This window comes from Albidovulum marisflavi (assembly GCF_025751435.1).
Taxonomy (GTDB): Bacteria; Pseudomonadota; Alphaproteobacteria; order Rhodobacterales; family Rhodobacteraceae; genus Albidovulum; species Albidovulum marisflavi.
This window is the reverse complement of sequence record NZ_JAOWKY010000001.1, coordinates 397,808-420,000: the sequence shown is the minus strand read 5'-3', so window position 1 is coordinate 420,000 and position 22,193 is coordinate 397,808. Positions and strand designations below refer to the sequence as shown.

The following is a 22,193-nucleotide window of genomic DNA, read 5'->3' as shown; positions in this document are numbered from 1 at the left end:
TTTCGAATACGGTCAACGATGCGCGGCTTCTGGCCTCGACGCTGGACAGAATCGGATTCGAGGTCACCACACTTATCGACACCCCCCAGGAGGAATTGCGCGCCGAGCTTGAGAAGTTCGCCTTTCGATCGGAAACCGCCGACCTGGCGCTTGTCTATTTCGCGGGTCACGGCGTTGAGGTCGCGGGAGAGAACTTTCTGCTGCCGGTCGATGTGAACGTGCGGTCGAACAAGGACGTCCAGCGCCAGTCGATTTCGCTGAAGGATGTCCTGCATGTCGTCGACAGTGCCCGCAAGATGCGGATCGTCATCCTTGACAGTTGCCGGGACAATCCGCTTGGAGACTCGATCCTGCGCGAAAGTGACGAAGTGTCGGGATCGTCGCGCGGCGGCGGACTTGCACCGCCCTCGCCCGATCGCGGCACTCTGGTTGCCTTCGCGGCCCGCGACGGTCAGGTCGCGCTGGACGGCGACGGCGTCAACAGCCCCTTTGCCAAGGCCCTGTCGGAAAAGCTGGCCGAACCTGGTCTTGAGATCAGCCTGATGTTCCGGCAGGTGCGGGACGAGGTTCTTGAGGCGACGCGCAATCTGCAGGAGCCGAACACCTACGGCTCTCTGTCGGGTCAGCCGTTCTATCTGGCAGGGTCTCCGGAACTGCGCGAACAGCTTGCGACGGACGACCGGCGCGTGGCCTGGGCAGCGCTCGGCGCCAACCAGGAATCCCAATTGCGTTCGCTCGCCGATTCCGGTGATGCGCGGGCGATGCTGGGGCTGGCCTACATGCGGCTGGATACCGGTGGATCGGGGTTCGACCCCGCGCAGGCGGCCTCGCTGTTCACGCGCGCCGCCGATGCCGGATCGCCCGAGGCGCAGTACGAACTTGCGAAGCTCTATGAAAAAGGCATCGGCGTCCCCCAGGACGACGCCCGCGCGATCGAGCTTTTCCAGAAATCCGCCGACCAGGGTTTTCCGGACGCGGTCAACGACATGGGGTTCTTTTATTATCAGGGCAGCTTCGGCCTGCAACGGGACGCGCTCAGGGCGCTGGCCTATTTCGAACAGGCCGCGGACCTCAGGCACCCGCAGGCGATGTTCAACTTCGCAGCGCTGATCGACGACGGCCTTGTCCCGCAAAAGGGGCCATCGGATGCCGGACGCTATCTGTATCAGGCGCTGCGGTCCGGCAGCGCCGCAGTATTTCAGCAGCTTTCCGAGCGCCCGGCCATGTTCTCGCTGGACACGCGCAAGGCATTGCAGACACAACTTGCTGAACATTCGTTCTATTCAGGCGCGATCGACGGCGACTTCGGGCCTGGAACGCAAAAGGCGGTCAGGGTCGCCTACGGATTGAATACGGAGGGTTAAGATATGAGAGGGTTTCAGTTGCACATCAGGGGCTTGAGGGGGCTGGCCAGCGCCGGCGCGATTCTGTCGGTGCTTTTGTCCGCGAATGCCGTGGAAGCCGCGCCTGTGACGGGGCTGCCGGCCGATCTGGGGATCGGCGTCACCGGAATCATCATGGGCGAACCCAACACGATGCTGTTCCGGGCGCAGTGCGGCGATTCTGACGGTGAGGGGGGATGCGAGGAGCCCGGGCCCGAGAAGACCAATCCCGCAACGCCGGTGACCGAGAACACGACCGACCAGATCGTCGACGTCATTTCCACAGCGCAGGAAACCTGCTCGGACGAGTGGATCAATGACACCTACCGTATCGACTGCATCCGGCAAACGCTGCTTCTGGCGGCAGCCCGATTGCCCAATCGCGGCGACTATGCGCCCGTCAAGGACGCGCTGCTTGACGCGGCAGACAAGCTGGACCGGATCGTGGAGCAGAACGCAAGCGCGTCCTCTGGCCGCGTAACGCCGCCGATCGGCGGCCGGCCTCTGGCCCCGACGCTGCCGCCGCTGCGCGCCGTCAGTCCCGAAGCGCAGGAAAGAGCCGTCGCCGAGGCGATCGCGGTCCTTGAAGAGGCCGAAACGATCCTTCTGCGTTCGGCTGAGAACTCCGAGCGCAGGCTCGTTCACTATCAGCAGGTTGCCCAGGCAATCGATTCGACCAAGGTGCTTCTGCGGTCGTCCTGATCTTCCGTCCGAGACCTTCAGTTCGGACAGCCCAATCAAGGAAAAAGCGCGGGGATCACTCCCCGCGCTTTCGCATCAGTGCAAGACCGCGTCCTCCGGTCTTGGGCGAGACGACTTCGATACCCGCTCGCCAACGATCAGCCCTTCGGCGCCGGCGCTTACGTGCACGGTCTCGCCGTCCTTGACATCGCCCGCCAGGATCATCTCGGCCAGCGGATCCTGAAGATGGCGCTGGATCACACGCTTCAGCGGACGGGCGCCGAAAACCGGATCGTAGCCCTCGTCGGCCAGCCAGGTCCGCGCCGCGGGATCAAGATCAAGCGCGATCTTGCGCTGCGCCAGACGCTTTTCAAGCCGCTGCAACTGGATCTGAACGATTCCGTCCATATCGGGGCGCGTCAGCCGGTCGAAGATGATCTGATCGTCCAGACGGTTCAGGAACTCGGGCCGGAAATGCGCCCGAACGGCCTCCATAACGTCCCGCCGCGCCTGGGCGCCATCCGCACCATCCGCCAGTTGACTCAGCGCCTGGCTGCCCAGGTTCGACGTCATCACGATGAGAGTCTGCTTGAAGTCCACAGTGCGGCCCTGGCCATCGGTCAGGATGCCGTCGTCCAGCACCTGCAACAGCACGTTGAAGACATCCGGATGCGCCTTTTCGACCTCATCGAACAGGACGACCTGGTATGGACGCCGACGCACGGCCTCGGTCAGGACGCCGCCTTCGTCATAGCCGACATATCCCGGAGGCGCCCCGATCAGACGTGCGACCGAATGCTTCTCCATGAACTCGGACATGTCGATGCGGACCATCGCGTGTTCGTCGTCGAACAGGTATTCGGCAAGCGCCTTGGTCAATTCGGTCTTGCCGACGCCGGTGGGCCCGAGGAACAGGAAAGAGCCAAGCGGACGGTTTTCATCATTCAGGCCAGCCCGCGCGCGGCGCACGGCGTTCGACACCGCGACCACGGCCGCGTGTTGCCCGACGACGCGCTTCCCAAGCTCTTCTTCCATCTTGAGAAGCTTTTCGCGCTCACCCTCCAGCATCTTCGAAGTCGGGATCCCGGTCCAGCGTTCGACGACCTCGGCGATCTGCTCGGGGCGAACGGCCTCTTCAACCATCAGCCCGTCTTCCTGGGTCTCGGCCTCTGCAAGTTTGCGTTCGATCTCGGGGATGCGGCCGTACTGCAGCTCGCCCGCTCTGCCAAAGTTCCCCTCGCGCTTCGCGTGTTCAAGCTCGTTGCGCGCCTGCTCCAGCTCACCCTTGAGCGACTGGGCGACGTTCAGCTTGTCACGTTCGGCCTGCCACTTTGCCGTCATTTCCGAAGACCGCTGCTGAAGCTCGGACAATTCCTTTTCCAGCTTTTCCAGCCGATCCTTCGAAGCCGAGTCGTCTTCCTTCTTTAAGGCCTCCGCCTCGATCTGCTTCTGCAGGATCTCGCGGTCCAGCGCGTCCAGCTCCTCGGGCTTGGAATCGACCTCCATGCGAAGGCGCGATGCGGCCTCATCCACGAGGTCGATCGCCTTGTCGGGCAGGAATCGGTCGGTGATGTAGCGATGCGACAGCGTCGCTGCGGCGACGAGCGCCGAATCGCTGATCCGAACGCCGTGGTGCAGCTCGTACTTTTCCTTGATGCCGCGCAGGATCGAAACCGTATCCTCGACCGTCGGCTCCTCGACCATCACCGGCTGGAAGCGCCGGGCAAGCGCCGCGTCCTTCTCGATATACTTGCGGTATTCATCCAGCGTGGTTGCGCCGACGCAATGCAGCTCCCCCCGAGCGAGCGACGGCTTGATCAGGTTCGCCGCATCCATGGCACCCTCGGTCTTGCCCGCGCCGACAAGCGTGTGCAACTCATCGATGAAAAGGATCACCTCTCCGGCCGCCGCTTCGATTTCCTTCAGGATCGCCTTCAGCCGCTCCTCGAACTCGCCGCGGTACTTCGAACCGGCGATCAGGGCGCCCATGTCCAAAGCCATCAGCTTCTTGTTGCGCAGGCTTTCCGGCACGTCGCCATTGACGATCCGCAGGGCAAGGCCCTCGGCGATGGCGGTCTTGCCAACGCCGGGCTCGCCGATCAGCACTGGGTTGTTCTTGGTCCGGCGGCTTAGCACCTGCATGGTGCGGCGAATTTCCTCGTCGCGACCGATGATCGGATCGATCTTGCCCTCTTCGGCCATTTCGGTCAGGTCGCGCGCGTATTTCTTGAGCGCGTCGTATCCCTCCTCGGCCGAGGCCGAGTCGGCCGTGCGGCCCTTGCGGATATCGTTGATCGCGGCGTTCAGCGCCTGGGCCGACACCGCGCCGGCCTCCAGCGCGTCCTTGGCGCGCGTGTTGACCATCGCCAGGGCCATCAGGATGCGCTCGACCGGAACGAAGCTGTCTCCAGCCTTCTTCGCGATCTTTTCGGCCTCGTCCAGCACCCGCACCAGCGACGTGTCGACATAGACCTCGCCAGAGCCTCCCGAGACCTTGGGCTGCTTGGCGACCGCGGCCTCGACCGCTTCGACGACGCGTTCGGGAGCGCCACCCGCACGGCGGATCAAGTTGGCGGAAAGCCCCTGCTCATCATCCATGAAAGCCTTCAGCAGATGCTCGGGCATCACGCGCTGATGTCCCTCGCGCATCGCGATGGTCTGGGCGGCCTGAAGGAAACCACGCGACCGTTCCGTGAACTTTTCCATGTTCATCGGCACACTCCTTTACAAAGCACCCATCCGTCGGCGCCCGCTTTGCGGCACACCTTCCTGGGCCTGATCATTACTTGGGAAGCAAGGCCGCGCCCATCAAGTGCGCCCCGCCCGGGAACAGCCCGAAACGCCCCGAAAAAACTTCGCTTCCCGTCGGCCCGTGAACGCGATCGTAAGACTCCCGTCCCAATGTCGCCTCACATCACGAGGGAAGCCTTCAATGTCCAGCCTTGCGAAATCTGCTGTCGCCGTCATCAATGCTCTTCGCTGCCGCGGGTTTCGGGCGGAGTCGCCTCAGCTAGCGGCGATCGCATGGCAATCCCGCCTGCATGTGGGCCGATGCAAGGTCGCGGTATTCGGCGCCGGCCGTCGCCGGGCATCGTGATGCGGATCCTCTCGGCCCGCGTCATCCATGCCCGTCGCTCGTCGACTGCGGGAAGGGTCGACGCGCTGGTTCGGCTGCTCAGCGAACCCGTTTCAGGCGCGGCCGTCGCGTGGGTGGACATCGCGGTTTCGGCCCCCGCCCGGGCACCCGGCGCCGCGCCCTTGCGCGACCGCCTGCTTGCCGCGGCGAAGCTGGTCTTCGCCGCAAACCCGGGATTGCGCCAGACGAGGCGCGTGGCCTGATCGGTCGCAGACTGGCACCAAGCGCGAGCGGCTTGCTTGGTCATCCGGTTCCGGGTCCACGCCCCGAGCTGAAATCGCGCTGCGATCCACCCCGATCTTCACGACGTCCCGCTGTTCGGCCTGCGTCGGGTCCTTGACAGGCGCGCCATGTCGCCCCAAACCCCCGCAAACCGCGAGGGAGATCCAGATGACCCAGCCTGATGACCGCCTCATCGTCGCGCTAGACGTTCCCAACGCCGTCGCCGGACTGGAACTGGCTGACAGGCTGGGCGACTCCGTCGGCTTCTACAAGATCGGGCTTGGCATGCTGACCGGCGGCGGGCTGGCGCTGGCCAACGAGCTGAAGCAGGAACACGGCAAGCGCATCTTCCTCGACATGAAGCTGTTCGACATCGGCGCAACGGTCGAGGCCGCGGTGCGCGGAATCGCACAGTTCGACCTCGATTTCCTGACGGTGCACGGCGATCCGCATGTCGTTCGCGCGGCAAAGGCCGGCGCCGCGGGCAAGGAGCTCAAGATCCTTGCGGTGACGATCCTGACATCGCTCGACCGGGCTGACCTCGACGCAGGACTGATCGTTCCCGGCGACGTCCGCGACATCGTCATCGAACGCGCGGCCCGCGCCTTCGCAGCGGGGGCCGATGGGGTGATCTGCAGCCCGAACGAGGCTGCGGCGATCCGCGCCATCCCCGAGGCCGAGGGCCGGCTGATCGTGACGCCGGGCGTACGGCCTGCGGGGGCTGCCCTCGGCGACCAGAAACGCGTCGCAACACCGGCACAGGCCGTGGCGGACGGGGCCGATCACATCGTGGTCGGCCGTCCGATCTGGACAGCGCCCGATCCTCGCGCGGCGGCGCAAGCCGTGATAGCCGAGCTTGCCTCGCCCCAGGCGCTGCAGCCGAACCGATAGACGCCCTCGGATCACCCGTCACGGACCGCAGAGGGTTCGATTGCCTCAGGCGAACTCGTCCACTGAATAACCCTGGATGTAGAGAAGCGCGGTCAGATCGCCGTGGTTGATGCGGATATCGCATTGCGCGGCGACCACGGGCTTGGCGTGCAGCGCGACGCCCGCTCCAGCCAATTGCAGCATTCCCAGATCGTTCGCCCCGTCGCCGACCGCCAGCACGTCCTGATACGTCAGCCCTAGCTTGGCGGTTATCTCCCTCAGCGCGGCGATCTTCGCCTCGCGGCCCAGAATCGGGCGCGCGACGTCGCCGGTCAGGGTTCCGTTGTCTGCAAGAAGCGTGTTGGCGCGGTGCTCGTCGAAGCCAAGCCTTTCCGCGACAGCCTCGGTAAAGGCGGTGAACCCGCCGGAGACCAGCGCAGCGTAGCCTCCGTTCGCCTTCATCGTCGCGATCAGTTCGCGACCGCCGGGCGTCATCGTGATCCGTTCGGCCAGAACCTGGGCAATCACGGTGTCGGGCAGCCCCCGAAGAAGGCAGACGCGTTCAAGCAAGGCGCCCTCGAAGTCCAGCTCTCCGTTCATCGCCCGCGCCGTAATTTCCGCCACGCGTGGCCCGACACCGGCCATTTCGGCCAGTTCATCGATGCATTCCTGCCCGATCATGGTCGAGTCCATGTCGGCCAGCAGCATCTTCTTGCGCCGCCCTTCGGCCTGCTGAACGACCAGATCGACGCCAAGGCCCTGAAGCCCGGCCCAGACGTCCCACCGGTTTTCCGGCACGGCAGGCAGGGCGAATTCCGCGGCGATTCCGGGATTGAGCCAATGCGCTTCCCCACCGCCCCAGGCGTCGCGCAGCGCTTCGACCGCGCTGCGATCCAGATTGGCCCGGTCCGGGCTGGAAAGAAGGGTCGCGATGTACATCGATACGTTTCCGATAGTGGACGCCGGGCGTCGCATTTTGTGCCTCAAGCGGCGCTTTAGGACAGTTTTCCCGCTTGCGCCAGCCCCGGCACCCGAATATCGCTGTCGGTGGGACACCCCTCCCCAACGAGGGGCGACTATCTGGAAGGATACCATGACCGACGTAACGACCCCGGCCGCGCGGCCGGCAAATCCGCGCTTCTCTTCGGGCCCCTGCACGAAGATTCCCGGTTTCTCCCTCGACATGCTTGCAGACGCGCCGCTTGGTCGGTCGCATCGCGCGGCTATTGGCAAGGCCAAGCTGAAAGAGGCGATCGACCTTACCCGCGAAATTCTGGGCGTGCCCGCGGACTACCGCATCGGCATCGTTCCCGCCTCCGACACCGGCGCGGTCGAAATGGCGCTCTGGTCGCTTCTCGGCGCCCGCCCGGTGGAAATGCTGGCATGGGAATCGTTCGGCGAAGGCTGGGTCACCGACGTGGTCAAGCAGCTGAAGCTGGATGCGACGGTGCGCAAGGCCCCCTACGGCGAGATCGTGGACTTCGCCGAGGTCGATTTTGACAAGGACGTCGTCTTTACGTGGAACGGCACGACCTCGGGTGTGCGGCTGCCGAACGGCGACGCGATTCCGGCCGACCGCGCCGGCCTGACCATCTGCGACGCAACCTCGGCGGCCTTCGCGATGGACCTGCCGTGGGACAAGCTCGATGTCGTCACCTTCTCCTGGCAGAAGGTTCTGGGCGGTGAGGGCGCACATGGTGTCCTGATCCTCGGCCCCCGCGCGGTCCAGCGGCTGGAAAGCTACACGCCCGCCTGGCCGCTGCCCAAGATCTTCCGCATGACCAAGGGCGGCAAGCTGATCGAGGGCATTTTCGTCGGCGAAACCATCAACACCCCGTCCATGCTTTGCGTCGAAGACTATCTCGTCGCGCTGAACTGGGCCCGTTCCATCGGTGGCCTAACCGGCCTGATCTCGCGGGCCGAGGCCAATGCGAAGGCGGTGCGCGACTTCATCGCGGACAAGTCATGGATCGCGGATCTCGCGGCCGATCCCAGGACGGCCTCGACGACCAGCGTGTGCCTGAAGTTCACCGATGCACGCATCACTGACGGTGCGGCCTTTGCCAAGGCCGTCGCGAAGCGGTTGGAAAAGCAGGGCGTCGCACTTGACGCCGGCGCTTACCGCGACGCGCCCCCGGGTCTGCGCATCTGGTGCGGATCGACGGTGGAAACCGCCGATGTCGCCGCGCTGATGCCGTGGATCGAGTGGGCCTTCCTGGCCGAGATCGAAGCCCTTCAAGCCGCTGCCTGACCTGTCCCGCCCGTTTGGACGGCCCTGTTCGCGCGCCGCGCGGCAGGTGCCGGACCGGACGGGCGCCACAAAATGGAAAACCCCATCATGGCTCCCAAAGTTCTCGTATCCGACAAACTGAGCGAAACCGCCGTCCAGATCTTCCGCGACCGCGGTGTTGACGTCGATTACCTGCCCGACCTTGGCAAGGACAAGGACAAGCTCCTTGAGGTGATCGGCCAGTACGATGGCCTTGCCATCCGCTCGGCCACCAAGGTCAGCGACAAGGTCCTGGCCGCCGCGACCAACCTCAAGGTGATCGGCCGCGCCGGCATCGGCGTCGACAATGTCGACATTCCGGCGGCGTCCAAGCGCGGCGTCATCGTGATGAACACGCCTTTCGGCAACTCGGTCACGACAGCTGAACACGCGATCGCGATGATGTTTGCCGTCGCCCGGCAACTGCCCGAGGCCAGCGTGTCGACCCATGACGGCAAGTGGGAAAAGAACCGCTTCATGGGCGTCGAGCTTTTCAACAAGACGCTGGGCGTGATCGGCGCGGGCAACATCGGGTCGATCGTCTGCGATCGCGCGCTTGGCCTGCACATGAAGGTCGTCGCCTATGACCCCTTCCTCAGCGAAGAGCGCGCAAGATCAATGGGCGTGACCAAGGTCGAGCTGGACGAACTGCTGGTGCGCGCCGACTTCATCACGCTGCATGTGCCGCTGACCGACAAGACGCGCAACATCCTGTCGCGCGACGCGATCGCCAGGACGAAGAAAGGCGTGCGCATCATCAACTGCGCACGCGGCGGCCTTGTCGATGAGGCGGCCCTGGCCGAGGCCCTGAGGTCGGGCCACGTAGCCGGCGCGGCCTTCGACGTGTTCGAGGTCGAGCCCGCCACCGCCTCGCCGCTGTTCCATCTGCCCAATGTCGTCGTGACGCCGCACCTGGGCGCCTCGACCACCGAGGCGCAGGAGAACGTGGCGCTCCAGGTGGCCGAACAGATGTCGGACTATCTTCTGACGGGTGCCGTCCAGAACGCGCTGAACATGCCCTCTGTCACGGCCGAGGAAGCCGCGGTGATGGGCCCCTGGCTGAAGCTTGCGGATCACCTGGGCGCCTTCGCGGGTCAGCTGACCGACGAGCCGGTCAAGGCGATCAACGTGCTTTACGACGGCACCGTTTCGATGATGAACCTGCAGGCGCTGAACTGCGCCGCGATCGCGGGGATCATGAAGGCCACGAACCCGGACGTGAACCTGGTCTCGGCGCCTGTCATCGCGAAGGAGCGCGGCATCCAGATTTCCACCACGCGGCAGGAAAAGGGCGGGGTCTTCGACGGCTACATCAAGCTGACCGTGGTCACCGACAAGCGCGAACGCTCGATCGCGGGCACGGTCTTTTCGGACGGCAAGCCGCGCTTCATCCAGATCAAGGGCATCAACATCGACGCCGAGATCGGGTCGCACATGCTTTACACCACGAACGAGGACGTGCCGGGCATCATCGGCACCCTGGGTCAGACGCTGGGCAAAGCGGGCGTGAACATCGCGAACTTCACCCTGGGCCGCGCCAGCGCCGGCGGCGACGCGATCGCGCTTCTGTACCTCGACGAACGTCTGCCCGAGGCGACGCAGAAGGCGCTGATCGCCACCGGCATGTTCAGCTCCGTCCGGCCGCTCGAGTTCAACGTGGCCTGATTCGGCTGAGTGCCATCCGGACTGGCGCCGCCCGCGCCGCGCCAGTCCTTTCCCGACCTTCGCGCTTCCACCTGCAAAAAAACGACCAAGCCCTGTCGCTACAAGCCGCGTTGCAAGACGGAATCAAAGGCAAATTCGGCGCCGCTGATTCACATCGGGGGCCGCCATGGAACAGACCGTTTTCGATACGCTTCTCAGCGCGCTCGCTGGGGTCTACCAGTCCGAAGGCCGGACCGAGGCAGAGCGCACCGCACGCGCGCTGACGACGACACCCGCACAACATGCGTTCCTTCCGCAGCCGCCATGCGAACTTGACGCGATGATGCGCGCCCTTCTGGCGACCTCGGACCACCCCGCCGCGCAGGCGATACTGGATGCTCAGCACCTGATCCCATGGGGGACCAACCCCGTGGCCGACCGGATGAGCGATACCGCGGCGTCGATCTGCGCGGTCACAACGCTGATGGGACCCGAAGGGCCGATCCTGACGCCCGATCTGCGGCTTGGTCTGTTTTATCAGCGGCCCGACACGTATTATGCGCTGCACAATCACGACGCCGACGAAACCTATGTGATCCTCGCGGGCAGCGCGCTTTGGACCGCGGGCGATGACATCAGGGTTCGCAAGGCGGGGGATTACATTCATCACCCAAGCCTCATGCCCCATGCGTTCCGCACGGGATCGGAAGGTATCCTGGCGCTCTGGCGCTGGAGCGGTGACGTCAACACGCATTCCTACGCCTTCCTGCCCGACGCGGCCGCCTGAACACTGCGTTGCAGCCCCCGCGTCACCGGGCTAGGGTCCCGCCCGACTCGAGGGCGAAGACATGCGGACCTATGCAATCGGCGACATTCATGGTCACCTGGACAAGCTTCAGGCGGCGCATCGGCTGATCGCGCAGGACAGGGCCGAGCAATCGGACAGCGGCGCCCCGGTCGTCCATGTGGGCGATCTGGTGGACCGCGGTCCGGACAGCCGGGGTGTGCTGAGCTTTCTTCTGGCGGGTCTGGAACGGGGCGAGCCCTGGGTGGTGCTCAAGGGCAACCACGACCGCATGTTTTCGGGCTTTCTCGAAGACCCGGACTACCACGACCCCGGGCTGCGCGCCGAACTGAACTGGATCCATCCGCGCCTTGGCGGCAGCGAAACCCTTGCCTCCTACGGCGTTGACGGGGTCGGTGAGCGCTACATGACCGATCTTGCCGCCGAGGCGCGCCGAAAGGTGCCCGTGGCGCATCGCGATTTCCTGGCCGGGCTGGAAACGTCGTTCGCGCGTGGAGAGGCGGTCTTCGTCCATGCCGGAATACGCCCCGGTGTCCCGCTGGCGCAGCAGACGGAAACCGACCTGATCTGGATACGCGCGCCGTTTCTTGACGACTCCCGCGATCACGGTGCGCTTGTCGTTCACGGCCACACGCCCGTCGACCAGGTCACGCATTATGGCAACCGGCTGAACATCGACACTGGCGCGGGCTACGGCAAGGCGCTGTCCGCGATCGTGATCGAGGGCCAGAAGGTCTTTCTTCTGTCGCCACGCGGGCGTGTTCCGCTACGTCACGAATAGCGGTGCTTTACCGAACGGTGCGGGCGTGCTTGCCTGCGCGCATGAGCAAAGCAACGCGCCCCTATTGGATCGTCCTGGCTATTTTCACCGTGGCGGCGTTGTGGTTGCTCTGGGCCGGGCGCGTTCCGATCTGCACCTGCGGCTACGTCAAGCTCTGGCACGGCGAAACCATCAGTTCCGAGAATTCCCAGCATCTGACGGACTGGTACACCCCGTCGCATATCCTGCACGGCATCCTGTTCTATCTCGCGCTTTGGCTGATCGCGCGGCGCATGTCCTTCGGCTGGCGCCTGGTGATCGCGACCGCGGTCGAAGCCGGGTGGGAGATCATCGAGAACTCCAACTGGATCATCGAGCGATACCGAGCCGTCACGATATCGCTCGACTACTACGGCGACAGCGTGATCAACGCGCTTGCCGACATCCTCGCCATGGTGATCGGCTTCCATCTTGCGCGTGTTGTGCCAGTCTGGGTCAGTGTCGTGATGGTGATCGGGTTCGAGGCGCTGACGATGTGGTTGATCCGCGACGGGCTGGCGCTGAACATCCTCATGCTGCTCTATCCGCTCGATGCCGTGCGCGACTGGCAGGGCGGCCTTTGACAAGCCGGCGCGGACCGATCCAGCGCCCAGACAAAAGGAGAAGACCCATGGCCGACGACATCGTCATCCTTTCCGCCGCACGAACCGCCATCGGCACCTTCGGCGGCAGCCTGTCCGCAATCGGTCCGATCGACCTTGCGGCGATCGTCGCGCGCTCGGCGCTGGACCGGGCGGGGGTTGCGCCGGACAGCATCGGTCAAGTCGTCTTTGGCCACGTCATCAACACCGAACCGCGCGACATGTACCTGTCACGCGTCGCGTCGCTTGGGGCGGGCGTTCCGAACGGCACCCCGGCGATGAACGTCAACCGGCTGTGCGGGTCTGGCGCGCAGGCCATCGTTTCGGCGGCGCAGGCGCTGATGCTGGGCGATGCGGACTTCGCCCTTGCCGGTGGCGCCGAATGCATGAGCCGGTCGCCCCACATGCTTCGGACCGTCCGATGGGGTCAGAAGATGGGCGATACGACGATGATCGACATGATGACCGGCGCGCTGACCTGCCCGTTCGGCACCGGCCACATGGGTGTGACCGCCGAGAACGTCGCGCGCGAACACGGCATCGACCGCGCCGCGCAGGACGCCCTTGCCCTTGAAAGCCAGGCACGCGCCGCCCGCGCGATCGCGCAAGGCCGGTTCAGGGATCAGATCGTCCCGGTCGAAATCGCGACCCGCAAGGGCACGGTCGTCTTCGACACTGATGAACACCCCAAGGCGACCACGCCCGAGGCATTGTCGGCGCTGCGGCCGGCGTTCCAGAAGGACGGCACCGTGACCGCGGGAAATGCTTCGGGCATCAACGACGGCGCCGCAGCACTTGTCCTGGGCCGCGCAAAGGCTGCCGAACGCGCAGGCCTAAGGCCCCGTGCCCGCATTCTCGGCTATGCCCACGCCGGTGTGCGACCCGAGGTCATGGGCATCGGCCCGGTCCCGGCGGTCCGTGCGTTGTGCGCGCGCACCGGGCTCACGGTCGACGATTTCGACGTCGTCGAATCGAACGAAGCGTTCGCGGCGCAGGCCTTGGCGGTGTCGCATGAACTTCGATTCGACCTCGGGAAGGTGAATCCCAACGGCGGCGCGATCGCGCTTGGCCATCCGGTCGGCGCCACGGGCGCAATCATCACGGTCAAGGCGCTGCACGAACTGGAACGTATCGGCGGGCGGCGCGCGCTGATCACCATGTGCATCGGCGGCGGGCAGGGAATCGCCCTGGCCATCGAAACGGTCTGACCCGGCCAGAGCGGGTACCGCTTTCCATTGCCGATTGCCATTAAGGCTCCCTTCACCGAGCCGGGCCATTCTGCCGGAGGTGCGCGGGGGGAGGCTTCCGGTGAACATGGCGGAAAGGCTTTTCAGGGAAAGGCGGGCGCGGCTCGCGGCAGAGCGTCTGCTCGACCAGAAGAAGCGGGAGCTTTTCCTGGCCAACGAGCAGCTGGCGCGGCACGCTCTCAGCCTGTCGGACCAGATCGTCGCGCAGCGCGGCTTCCTGCAATCAGCCTTGCGCGAGGCCGAGACGCTCAAATGCCAGCACGGTCAGTATGTCAGCGATCTAGAATCCGCGCACTTGCAGGCGCAAACGGCCAAGCAGCGGCTCTGGGACGCGCTGGACACGATCCGCGACGGCTTCGCCCTTTTCGACCGGAACCTGCGCCTTGTCGTGGCCAATCGTGCCTACCTGGCCCCTTTCGACGGTCTTGTCGAGATCGAGCCCGGCGTCCACTACGACACGATCCTGAAGGTGATGGCCGAAAACGGCCTCGCCGAGATCGAGGGTATGGATGCTCAGGACTGGCGCCACGACATGACTGCCCGCATGATGCGCGAGGTGATCCCACCCCGCGTGGTCCGCTTGCGCGGCGGGCATCACATCCGTCTGATCGATCGCCGCTGCGACTCGGGTGACCTTGTCAGCCTTGTTCAGAACATCACCCGGACGATCGAGCGCGAAGCCGAACTGAAGGACGCGCGCGAAAGGGCCGAAGCGGCAAGCCGCGCAAAGTCGGCGTTTCTGGCCAACATGAGTCACGAGATTCGCACGCCCATGAATGGCGTCGTCGGCATGGCGGAACTGCTGTGCGACACCGCGCTGAACGAAGAGCAAAGGCTTTACGCGGAGACCATTCGCACCTCGGGCGAGGCGCTGCTGGCGATCATCAACGACATTCTGGACTACTCCAGGGCCGAAGCCGAGCGGCTGCGACTGGCCCCTGGTCCCTTCGACCTGGATCATTGCCTGCATGAGGTGATGCTGCTGCTTGAGCCGGCGGCGCGCGACAAGGGCATTCGCCTTCTGGTCGACTTCGACATGTTCCTGCCCACCCGCTATGTCGCCGACGGCGGCCGCGTGCGGCAGATCCTGACCAACCTGATGGGCAATGCCGTGAAGTTCACCGAATCCGGACATGTTCTGACCCGCGTTGTCGGAATGGAGACGGGCAAGCGCGAGTATGAGCTTCATCTGACGATCGAGGATACCGGGATCGGCATCGCCGAGCAGCACCTGCATGACATCTTCGAAGAGTTCCACCAGGTCGAGGATCTGTCGAACCGGAAGTTCGAGGGCACGGGCCTTGGTCTGGCGATCACGCGCCAGCTGGTCAACCTGATGGGGGGCACGGTCTGGGTCGACAGCGAGCTGGGCCACGGGTCGTGTTTCGGGTTCACCCTACGGCTGCCCGCGGCCGAACCGATCACGGTCGATCGGCCCGACCGTCCGATCCAGCTGCGCTCGGCCCTGGTTCTTGACGAGCTTCTGGTCAACCGAAGGATCATCGAGCGGCAACTGCAGACCTACGGGCTGACCGTGACATCCTGCCGCTCCGCAGCGGAAGCGCTTATGGTCTTTGGCGACGGGACGGGTTTCGATCTGGTCCTGATGGATGGAGATCTCGATACGGCCGAAGGCCAGCCCGTGTCAGCCGCTTTGCGCGCCAAAGATGCGTCCGTTCCGATTCTGGGGCTTTTTGCGGACCCAGATGCGCCGGGACCTGGCGAAAGCTGCACCGCGCGGCTGCAAAAGCCGATTCTGCGCAGCGAGTTGTATCATCACCTTCGGGAACTGTCGCCGCCTGCAGCCAGTGCCGTGGACTCCGGCGCCGCCTTGGCCGACGGAGACCGGCAGATGCGCGTCCTCGTCGCCGAGGACAATCGCACCAACCAGCTTGTCTTCCGCAAGATGGTTCAGGATCTGGACATCGCGCTGGAGTTCGCCGCCAACGGCCGCCAGGCGATCGAGCTTTGGCGAAGCTTCCGCCCCGACCTGATCTTCATGGACATCTCGATGCCAGAGATGGACGGGCGGCAGGCAAGCCGGGCGATCCGTGCGCTGGAAGAGGGAACAGGCACGCGCGTGCCAATCGTGGCCCTGACGGCACACGCACTTGACGGGGAAGAGGGCCGCATACTGGCGGAAGGAATGGATCGCTACCTGACCAAGCCGCTGCGCAAATCCGCTCTGGTCGAACGCATCGCGGAGTACCGGCCCGAATGCGCGTCGCCTGCGGCGTCGGAAAGCTCGGTCTAGCCTTCGCGCAGCACTGCCAGGAAAGCGTCCGCGAAACGGTCCGCCTTCTGCGCCCCGACCCCGCCGATGCGCTCAATTTCCGCGCGGGTCCTCGGGCGGCTTTCGACGATGCGGGCCAAGGTGACGGGCGTGCAGGACAAGAATTTCCCGGTTCCATCGGGGCCGCGCGCCAGATCCTGCTGCACCGCTGCGAGCCGGTCGAAGACCTCCCCTTCCGAACGCTTCGCCATGCGCAGTCGGGCGGGATGCGGCGCGCTGTCCAGGGCGCCGGTGATCACCTGCAGGAACGCGCCGCCGTAGCTTTCCAGTTTCTTGGCGCCGACGCCGCTGATCCGGGCCATTTCGTCAAGCGTCGCGGGCCGCCGCTCGGCCATTTCGATCAATGTGCGGTCGGGAAAGATCACATAGGCAGGGACGCGCGCGGCCTCGGCAAGGGCGCGGCGCTTTGCCTTCAGCGCGGACAGCAGCGGCGCGTCCTCGTCCGATACAAGCGTGCGCACGACGGGACCAGACGGCGCGCGGATCGTGTCGCGACGCAGCGTGATTTCCGCCTCGCCGCGCAGGATCGGACGCGCGGCCTCGGTCATGCGCAAGGCGCCCTGACGTTCGGGATCGGGACGGAAAAGATCGTGGCCCAGCATCTGACGGAAGATCGCCTGCCATTGGGCCTTGGTGCGGTCGCGCCCCACGCCGAAGGTCGGCAAGGCATCATGCCCGCGCTCGCGCACCTTGTCCGTCGCCTGCCCTGTCAGGATGTCGATCAGGTGCCCCGCGCCAAAGCTTTCGCCCGTTCTGAGTGCGGCCGACAATGCCTTGCGCACCGCCTCGGTCCCGTCGAACAGATCGGGCGGCGTGTCGCACAGGTCGCAGTTGCCGCAGGGTTCGGCGTCTTCGCCGAAATAGGACAGAAGCCGCCGGCGCCGGCAACACGTCGCCTCGGCCAGCCCAAGCAGCGCGTTGAGCCTTGCGTGGTCCGCCGCCTTTCGGTCCTGCGGGGCCAGCCCCTCGTCGATCTGGGCACGGCGGAGACGGATGTCGTCGGGGCCGTAAAGCGTCAGGGTCTCGGCCGGGGCACCATCACGCCCCGCCCTGCCGATTTCCTGGTAGTAGGCCTCGATCGACTTGGGCAAATCGGCGTGGGCCACCCAGCGGATGTCCGGCTTGTCGATCCCCATGCCGAAGGCGACCGTGGCCACGACAATCAGACCATCCTCGCGCTGGAAACGCACCTCGACCTCACGCCGGTCGTCGGCCTCCATTCCGCCATGGTAGTGGCAAGCGGGATGACCCGCCTCGCGCAGAGCCTTCGAAAGGGTTTCGGTCTTGGCGCGCGTGCCGCAATAGACGATGCCGGACTGTCCCTTACGCGCGGCGACGAACTCCAGGATCTGACGCCGCGGCTGGTTCTTGACCGAGAAGGCCAGGTGGATGTTCGGCCTGTCGAAACCGCGCAGGAAGGACGCGGGCTGCTGCCCATCGAAAAGCCGCGTGACGATTTCGGCCCTGGTCTCTTCGTCCGCGGTCGCGGTGAAGGCGGCAAGCGGCACGCCAAGCGCGCGGCGCAGATCACCGATGCGCAGGTAGTCGGGACGAAAATCATGGCCCCATTGGCTGACGCAGTGGGCCTCGTCCACGGCGATCAGGCTGGTTCCGATCCGACGCAAGAGCGACAGCGTCCCGCCGGACGCGAGCCTTTCAGGCGCCATGTAGAGCAGCTTCAGTTCGCCTGCGTCCAGGGCGGCAAAGACCTCTGAATTCTCGGCTTCGGTATTGCCCGATGTCAGCGCTCCGGCCGCGACGCCCGTTTCACGCAGCGCCCGAACCTGGTCCCGCATGAGCGCGATCAGCGGGGAAATAACCACCGTCACGCCGTCGCGCAGCAGCGCGGGAAGCTGGTAGCACAGCGACTTGCCCCCGCCCGTCGGCATGATTGCAAGCGTGTTCCGCCCGTCCGCCACGGCGGCGACGATTTCTGCCTGTCCGGGACGGAACCCGGCGAATCCGAAAACGGAGGATAGGATCTCCTCGGCGCGCTGCATCGTTGATCTTGTCTCTGCTCGTTGCCCCCGAATCTTTCACGAAGGGCTGGACGAAGCAAGGCTCAGTAGCCGTAGAAGAAGCCCGCGTTGTTCTGCAGCACGATGCGCAATGCGATCAGGGCAAGGAATGCGACCAGAGGCGCAAGGTCAAGCCCCGGCGTCTGCGGCAGGAATCGCCGGATCGGGGCATAGATGGGCTCCAGCATGCGGTTCAGTCCGAACCAGATCTGGGCAACCAGCGTCTGGCGCGTGTTCAGGACCTGGAAGCTGATCAGCCAGGACATGATGATATGCGCGATCATGACGAACCAAACCACGTCGAGGATCAGCATCAGGATGTCAAACAACGACTTCATCGGGCCTCCGGCAAATCAGGTCGGACCAGAGGTAAGCGGTCGCCCCGCGGCGCGCAACCATCTAACGCAACGTCGCTGTTGACCTTGGCGGTGCTTGGGGCCCCGATGCGGCCAAACCCTGTCCGGAGCCGCCATGTATCCCTTCGTCCGCATGTTCAAGGAAAGTTTCCGTGCGCGCCGCGCGACCCCTTTGGACCTGACCGATACCCACGTTTCGCATCACATCTGCTGGCCCTGGGACCTGGATCCGTGGGTTGAACTCAACAATGGCCGCACGCTGACGATGTATGACCTTGGCCGCCTGCCGATGGCGATCCGCACCGGGCTGATATCCGCCCTTCGGGCCAAGGGATGGGGCATCACCGTCGCGGGCAACACATTGCGATATCGCCGCCGCGTCCGCGCCTGCCAGCGGATCGAGATGCGCAGCCGCTGCATTGGCTGGGATCACCGCTTCTTCTACATCGAACAAAGCATGTGGCGGAACGGTGAGTGCACCAGTCACATGCTTCTGCGTTCCGCCATCACATCCGGCGAAGGGATCGTGCCACCGTCAACGGTGCTGGGCGCGATGGGCCGCGACACGCACAGCCCCGACCTGCCGGAGTGGGTCAGGGCCTGGATCGCCGCCGATGCGCTGCGCCCCTGGCCGCCGAAGCGCTGAGCCGCCTTGCACCCCTTGGCCTTTTCAGGCTTGATCGGGAAAAACAGCTAGGGGCGCAGCGGGCATGGCCGTTTCGGCACGGAAACGCATCTGGGGCTGGTTCTTTTTCGACTGGGCCAGCCAGCCGTACAGCACACTTCTGCTGACGTTCATCTTCGCCCCGTACTTCGCCGAGGTTGCACGCGCACACTTCGCCGCTTCAGGCGCCGGACCCGAAGCCGCCGCGGCCCAGGCCCAGGCCTACTGGTCGGCCGGTCTGACGGTGACGGGGCTTTTCATCGCGGTTCTCGCGCCTGTCCTTGGCGCGGTTGCGGACGGCAGCGGCAACCGGATGGGCTGGATCCGCGGGTTCTCCGTCCTTTACGTTGCGGGCGCCTTCGCGCTGTGGTGGACGCTGCCGGGTGGAGGCATCTTCTGGCCGCTCGTGTTCTTCGGCCTTGGCCTGATCGCGATGGAATTCGCAACCATCTTCACCAACGCCCTGATGCCGCAGCTCGCCGTGAAGGAGGAACTGGGCAGGGTTTCCGGATCCGGCTTTGCCTTTGGCTATGCGGGCGGCGTTCTGGCGCTGTTCGTGATGCTTCTGCTGTTCGCGGAAACCGCCGCGACAGGGCGAACCTTCGCCGGAATCGAGCCGGTCCTCGGGCTTGACCCCGCCGCGCGCGAAGGGACACGTGCTGTCGGCCCCTTCACCGCGATCTGGTACGTCCTGTTCATGATCCCGTTCTTCCTGTGGGTTGCAGAGCCCGCGCGACCGGCGGCACATGCCGCCACGCGCGCACTTGGCCGTCTGTGGGCAAGTCTGAAGGCCCTGCCGCAGCGCAAGAGCCTGGCGGCGTATCTGGCGTCCTCGATGTTCTATCGTGACGCGCTGAACGCGATCTATGGGCTGGGCGGCGCCTTTGCCTCGAACGTGCTCGGTTGGGGCGTCGTCCAAAGCGGCACATTCGGCATCATCGCCGCTATCACGGCGGCGGTGGCCTGCTGGGCAGGTGGGCGGCTTGATCGCCTCGTCGGTCCGAAGCCCGTGATCATCGGCTGCATCCTGATTCTGATCCTGGTCTGTGCGACCCTGATGGGGCTGTCGCGCGACGCGGTCTTCGGGATCGCGCTGACCGAAGGGTCATCCCTGCCCGACCAGATCTTCTACCTTTGCGGCGCGCTGATCGGAGCGGCTGGCGGCGTGCTGCAGGCATCAAGCCGGACGCTCATGGTCCTTCATGCCGACCCCGACCGCGCTGCGGAAGCCTTTGGGCTTTATGGTCTGTCGGGCAAGGCGACGTCGTTCCTGGCTCCGGCGATGGTGGCGGCCGCGACCACGGCGACAGGCAGCGCGCGGCTGGGGATCGCACCGCTGATCCCGCTGCTTGCGCTTGGGTTGTTTCTTCTGATCTGGGTCCGACCGAGAGGTGACCAATGACATTTCGCATCGCCCTTTTGCTGATTTCCCTGTTTGCCGCCGTGCCGGCAGGCGCCGAACAGCTTGCCAACCAGCTTTTCGGAGCGAAGCGCGCCGCCTCCGCCCAGCCATCCGAACCCATCGGCTCCTACGCCAAGGGATGCGGCGCGGGCATGGTCCAACTGCCGGAAAGCGGGCCGACGTGGCAGGCGATGCGGCTTTCGCGCAACAGGAACTGGGGCCAGCCGGAACTGGTCGAATACCTGGTCGACCTGTCGCGCAAGGCGCAGTCGGTTGGATGGCCGGGGCTCTACATCGGGGACATGTCACAACCGCGCGGGGGGCCGATGACCTCGGGGCACTCAAGCCACCAGATCGGTCTGGATGCCGACATCTGGCTGCTGCCACCTTCCCGCCTGAACCTCAGCGTGACGGACCGCGAAAAAGTCAGTTCGGTTTCGGTCAGGACCAGCGATCAGACACGGATCAACGGAAACTGGACGGCTGCGCACGCGGCCTTGCTGAAGATCGCTGCCTCTGATCCCAGGGTCGACCGCATCTTTGTCGCCGCAGCGATCAAGATAGAACTTTGCCGAACGGCGACAAAGGCCGACAAGCGCTGGCTGCAGAGGATCCGGCCGCTTTACGGACATGACAGCCATTTTCACGTCCGCCTGAAATGTCCAAGGGGAGCGCGCAACTGCGAAACCCAGCGGCCCACCGTCGCCGAACTTTCAAAGGGGGGCGACGGCTGCGACGAAACCCTGAACTGGTGGGTGACGACCTATCTGGAAGAACTGAAGAACCCCCCCAAGAAGGCGAAGCCGAAGGGCAAGCGCAAGAAGACGGCCCGCGAATACACCATGTCGGATCTGCCCAGACAATGTTCCGTCGTGCTGTCCTCGGACTGAGCGTCGCGCAGGCGGTCCTGATCGCGCCCGTGCTGGCAGCGCCCGTGCTGGCAGCGCCGGTCGCAGAAGTGCTGGGGTCCTTCGTCTGGTCGCAGGGTGACCCGGATCTTGGCGGACTGTCTTCGCTGGAACTCACGCCCGACGGGTTAGGCTTTTTCACCGCATCGGACAGGGGGCGTCTTTTTGCGGGACGGTTCGAAAGGAACGCGGGCGGGGTGGTGATCGGCGCCACGGTCGACCGGACAACCCCGCTGCTTGACGAAGCCGATGGCCCGCCGCCGGGTAAGCTCGTCGACTCCGAAGGCTTGGCCACGCTGCCCGATGGCACGATCGTCGTCAGCTTCGAGCAGGAACACCGCCTGTCCTTTTGGCCGATTCACGACGCCGCAGCATCGGTTGCCTTGGCACCTGCGATTTCGCGCGGTTGGCGTGGCAATCAGGGCACGGAGGCGCTGGCCGCAGGACCGGACGGAACGCTCTGGGCCGTGTCCGAGAGCGCCACATCCGGGGCGCACGACGTCCTGCGATTCCGGGATGGCGACTGGCTGCCGGCGCTGCGGCTGGCGCGGACGGGCACCTGGCATCCGGTTGGCGCAGATTTCGGCCCCGACGGTCGGCTCTACCTGCTGGAGCGTGACTTCTGGCCCTTCATCGGCTTCATGACGCGGGTCCTGCGGTTCGAGGCCACAGAGGCGGGTCTGTCCTCTGCCGCGGTGCTTTTCGAAACCCGCGCGGGCGAATTCGACAACCTGGAAGGTCTGGCGACCTGGCAGGACGAAACCGGCGCGACGCGGCTTACGCTGATCTCGGACGACAATTTCCTGCGCCTCCAGCGCACCGAGATCGTGGACCTGCGGGTTACGGAATGACTTGACCGGGAAGACGCGGGCAACTAAAGCGCGCCCGTCCCGGA

Annotated in this window: 19 protein-coding genes (1 of these 19 cut by a window edge); 15 read left to right on the top strand and 4 right to left on the bottom strand. The window is 65.1% G+C overall.

Features of this window, described 5'->3' with window-relative positions:
- Together OEW28_RS02110 and OEW28_RS02105 are read left to right on the top strand one after the other, a co-directional pair.
- Positions 1–1,364, top strand: partial view of a caspase family protein gene (locus OEW28_RS02110; RefSeq protein WP_263734352.1) — the 3' portion only. It extends 82 nt beyond the left edge of the window; 1,364 of the gene's 1,446 nt are visible here — the last part of the coding sequence; the start codon falls outside the window, past its left edge; the stop codon is at positions 1,362–1,364.
- A 3-nt stretch (positions 1,365–1,367) separates the two neighbouring features.
- Positions 1,368–2,084 (top strand): hypothetical protein, encoded by a 717-nt coding sequence (locus OEW28_RS02105; protein WP_263733073.1) that lies wholly within the window; start codon positions 1,368–1,370, stop codon positions 2,082–2,084.
- Positions 2,085–2,159: 75 nt separating this feature from the next.
- Here OEW28_RS02105 and clpB read toward each other — a convergent pair whose 3' ends face one another.
- On the bottom strand, positions 2,160–4,775 hold the full coding sequence (clpB, locus tag OEW28_RS02100) for an ATP-dependent chaperone ClpB (protein ID WP_263733072.1): 2,616 nt from the start codon (positions 4,773–4,775) through the stop codon (positions 2,160–2,162).
- Between the two features lie 384 nt (positions 4,776–5,159).
- On the opposite strand from clpB, the gene OEW28_RS02095 reads away from it, so the two are divergent.
- Positions 5,160–5,402 (top strand): hypothetical protein, encoded by a 243-nt coding sequence (locus OEW28_RS02095; protein WP_263733071.1) that lies wholly within the window; start codon positions 5,160–5,162, stop codon positions 5,400–5,402.
- Positions 5,403–5,589: 187 nt separating this feature from the next.
- Positions 5,590–6,312 carry an orotidine-5'-phosphate decarboxylase gene (gene pyrF / locus OEW28_RS02090; protein ID WP_263733070.1) on the top strand — a complete coding sequence of 241 codons (723 nt, stop codon included), beginning with the start codon at positions 5,590–5,592 and terminating at the stop codon, positions 6,310–6,312.
- Between the two features lie 45 nt (positions 6,313–6,357).
- Here pyrF and serB read toward each other — a convergent pair whose 3' ends face one another.
- Entirely contained in the window at positions 6,358–7,230 is an 873-nt protein-coding gene (gene serB, locus OEW28_RS02085; RefSeq protein ID WP_263733069.1) for a phosphoserine phosphatase SerB, read from the bottom strand.
- A 154-nt stretch (positions 7,231–7,384) separates the two neighbouring features.
- Between serB and OEW28_RS02080 the strand changes: the two genes are divergently transcribed.
- From OEW28_RS02080 to OEW28_RS02050, 7 genes are all read left to right on the top strand, one after another.
- On the top strand, positions 7,385–8,542 hold the full coding sequence (locus OEW28_RS02080) for a phosphoserine transaminase (protein ID WP_263733068.1): 1,158 nt from the start codon (positions 7,385–7,387) through the stop codon (positions 8,540–8,542).
- 87 nt (positions 8,543–8,629) lie between these two features.
- Positions 8,630–10,225, top strand: a complete 1,596-nt coding sequence (gene serA / locus OEW28_RS02075) for a phosphoglycerate dehydrogenase (protein ID WP_263733067.1) — start codon at positions 8,630–8,632, stop codon at positions 10,223–10,225.
- A gap of 166 nt (positions 10,226–10,391) precedes the next feature.
- Positions 10,392–10,991, top strand: coding sequence for a dimethylsulfonioproprionate lyase family protein (locus tag OEW28_RS02070; RefSeq protein ID WP_263733066.1), 600 nt, complete (start codon positions 10,392–10,394; stop codon positions 10,989–10,991).
- Between the two features lie 61 nt (positions 10,992–11,052).
- Positions 11,053–11,790 (top strand): metallophosphoesterase, encoded by a 738-nt coding sequence (locus tag OEW28_RS02065; RefSeq protein ID WP_263733065.1) that lies wholly within the window; start codon positions 11,053–11,055, stop codon positions 11,788–11,790.
- A gap of 41 nt (positions 11,791–11,831) precedes the next feature.
- Entirely contained in the window at positions 11,832–12,392 is a 561-nt protein-coding gene (locus OEW28_RS02060; protein ID WP_263733064.1) for a DUF2585 family protein, read from the top strand.
- A gap of 47 nt (positions 12,393–12,439) precedes the next feature.
- The gene (locus tag OEW28_RS02055; protein WP_263733063.1) at positions 12,440–13,618 is read left to right on the top strand and encodes an acetyl-CoA C-acyltransferase family protein; all 1,179 of its coding nucleotides are present in this window, start codon (positions 12,440–12,442) and stop codon (positions 13,616–13,618) included.
- Between the two features lie 106 nt (positions 13,619–13,724).
- Positions 13,725–15,911: a response regulator gene (locus OEW28_RS02050; protein ID WP_263733062.1), complete on the top strand. Its 2,187-nt coding sequence runs from the start codon at positions 13,725–13,727 to the stop codon at positions 15,909–15,911.
- Here OEW28_RS02050 and recQ read toward each other — a convergent pair.
- Together recQ and OEW28_RS02040 are read right to left on the bottom strand one after the other, a co-directional pair.
- On the bottom strand, positions 15,908–17,950 hold the full coding sequence (recQ, locus tag OEW28_RS02045) for a DNA helicase RecQ (RefSeq protein WP_263733061.1): 2,043 nt from the start codon (positions 17,948–17,950) through the stop codon (positions 15,908–15,910). The two genes, OEW28_RS02050 and recQ, sit on opposite strands and share 4 nt — an antisense overlap.
- A 62-nt stretch (positions 17,951–18,012) precedes the next feature.
- Positions 18,013–18,306, bottom strand: a complete 294-nt coding sequence (locus OEW28_RS02040) for a YggT family protein (RefSeq protein WP_263733060.1) — start codon at positions 18,304–18,306, stop codon at positions 18,013–18,015.
- A 133-nt stretch (positions 18,307–18,439) separates the two neighbouring features.
- On the opposite strand from OEW28_RS02040, the gene OEW28_RS02035 reads away from it, so the two are divergent.
- From OEW28_RS02035 to OEW28_RS02020, 4 genes are all read left to right on the top strand, one after another.
- Positions 18,440–18,970, top strand: a complete 531-nt coding sequence (locus OEW28_RS02035; RefSeq protein ID WP_263733059.1) for an acyl-CoA thioesterase — start codon at positions 18,440–18,442, stop codon at positions 18,968–18,970.
- Positions 18,971–19,034: 64 nt separating this feature from the next.
- Entirely contained in the window at positions 19,035–20,390 is a 1,356-nt protein-coding gene (locus tag OEW28_RS02030; protein ID WP_263733058.1) for an MFS transporter, read from the top strand.
- On the top strand, positions 20,387–21,280 hold the full coding sequence (gene mepA, locus OEW28_RS02025; protein WP_263733057.1) for a penicillin-insensitive murein endopeptidase: 894 nt from the start codon (positions 20,387–20,389) through the stop codon (positions 21,278–21,280). Before OEW28_RS02030 ends, mepA begins: the two co-directional genes overlap by 4 nt.
- A complete protein-coding gene (locus OEW28_RS02020; RefSeq protein WP_263733056.1) occupies positions 21,253–22,149 on the top strand; it encodes an esterase-like activity of phytase family protein in 897 nt (298 codons plus the stop codon). Before mepA ends, OEW28_RS02020 begins: the two co-directional genes overlap by 28 nt.
- Positions 22,150–22,193: the final 44 nt, after the last annotated feature.

Bases quoted from the DNA above. Each gene is read 5' to 3' on its own strand.
- OEW28_RS02095 (WP_263733071.1), top strand. From the start codon at position 5,160: ATGCGGATCCTCTCGGCCCGCGTCATCCATGCCCGTCGCTCGTCGACT.
- OEW28_RS02030 (WP_263733058.1), top strand. From the start codon at position 19,035: ATGGCCGTTTCGGCACGGAAACGCATCTGGGGCTGGTTCTTTTTCGAC.
- serA (WP_263733067.1), top strand. From the start codon at position 8,630: ATGGCTCCCAAAGTTCTCGTATCCGACAAACTGAGCGAAACCGCCGTC.
- OEW28_RS02020 (WP_263733056.1), top strand. From the start codon at position 21,253: ATGTTCCGTCGTGCTGTCCTCGGACTGAGCGTCGCGCAGGCGGTCCTG.
- recQ (WP_263733061.1), bottom strand. From the start codon at position 17,950: ATGCAGCGCGCCGAGGAGATCCTATCCTCCGTTTTCGGATTCGCCGGG.
- OEW28_RS02070 (WP_263733066.1), top strand. From the start codon at position 10,392: ATGGAACAGACCGTTTTCGATACGCTTCTCAGCGCGCTCGCTGGGGTC.
- serB (WP_263733069.1), bottom strand. From the start codon at position 7,230: ATGTACATCGCGACCCTTCTTTCCAGCCCGGACCGGGCCAATCTGGAT.
- OEW28_RS02060 (WP_263733064.1), top strand. From the start codon at position 11,832: ATGAGCAAAGCAACGCGCCCCTATTGGATCGTCCTGGCTATTTTCACC.
- OEW28_RS02065 (WP_263733065.1), top strand. From the start codon at position 11,053: ATGCGGACCTATGCAATCGGCGACATTCATGGTCACCTGGACAAGCTT.
- OEW28_RS02035 (WP_263733059.1), top strand. From the start codon at position 18,440: ATGTATCCCTTCGTCCGCATGTTCAAGGAAAGTTTCCGTGCGCGCCGC.
- OEW28_RS02055 (WP_263733063.1), top strand. From the start codon at position 12,440: ATGGCCGACGACATCGTCATCCTTTCCGCCGCACGAACCGCCATCGGC.
- OEW28_RS02050 (WP_263733062.1), top strand. From the start codon at position 13,725: ATGGCGGAAAGGCTTTTCAGGGAAAGGCGGGCGCGGCTCGCGGCAGAG.
- OEW28_RS02080 (WP_263733068.1), top strand. From the start codon at position 7,385: ATGACCGACGTAACGACCCCGGCCGCGCGGCCGGCAAATCCGCGCTTC.
- OEW28_RS02105 (WP_263733073.1), top strand. From the start codon at position 1,368: ATGAGAGGGTTTCAGTTGCACATCAGGGGCTTGAGGGGGCTGGCCAGC.
- clpB (WP_263733072.1), bottom strand. From the start codon at position 4,775: ATGAACATGGAAAAGTTCACGGAACGGTCGCGTGGTTTCCTTCAGGCC.
- OEW28_RS02040 (WP_263733060.1), bottom strand. From the start codon at position 18,306: ATGAAGTCGTTGTTTGACATCCTGATGCTGATCCTCGACGTGGTTTGG.
- mepA (WP_263733057.1), top strand. From the start codon at position 20,387: ATGACATTTCGCATCGCCCTTTTGCTGATTTCCCTGTTTGCCGCCGTG.
- pyrF (WP_263733070.1), top strand. From the start codon at position 5,590: ATGACCCAGCCTGATGACCGCCTCATCGTCGCGCTAGACGTTCCCAAC.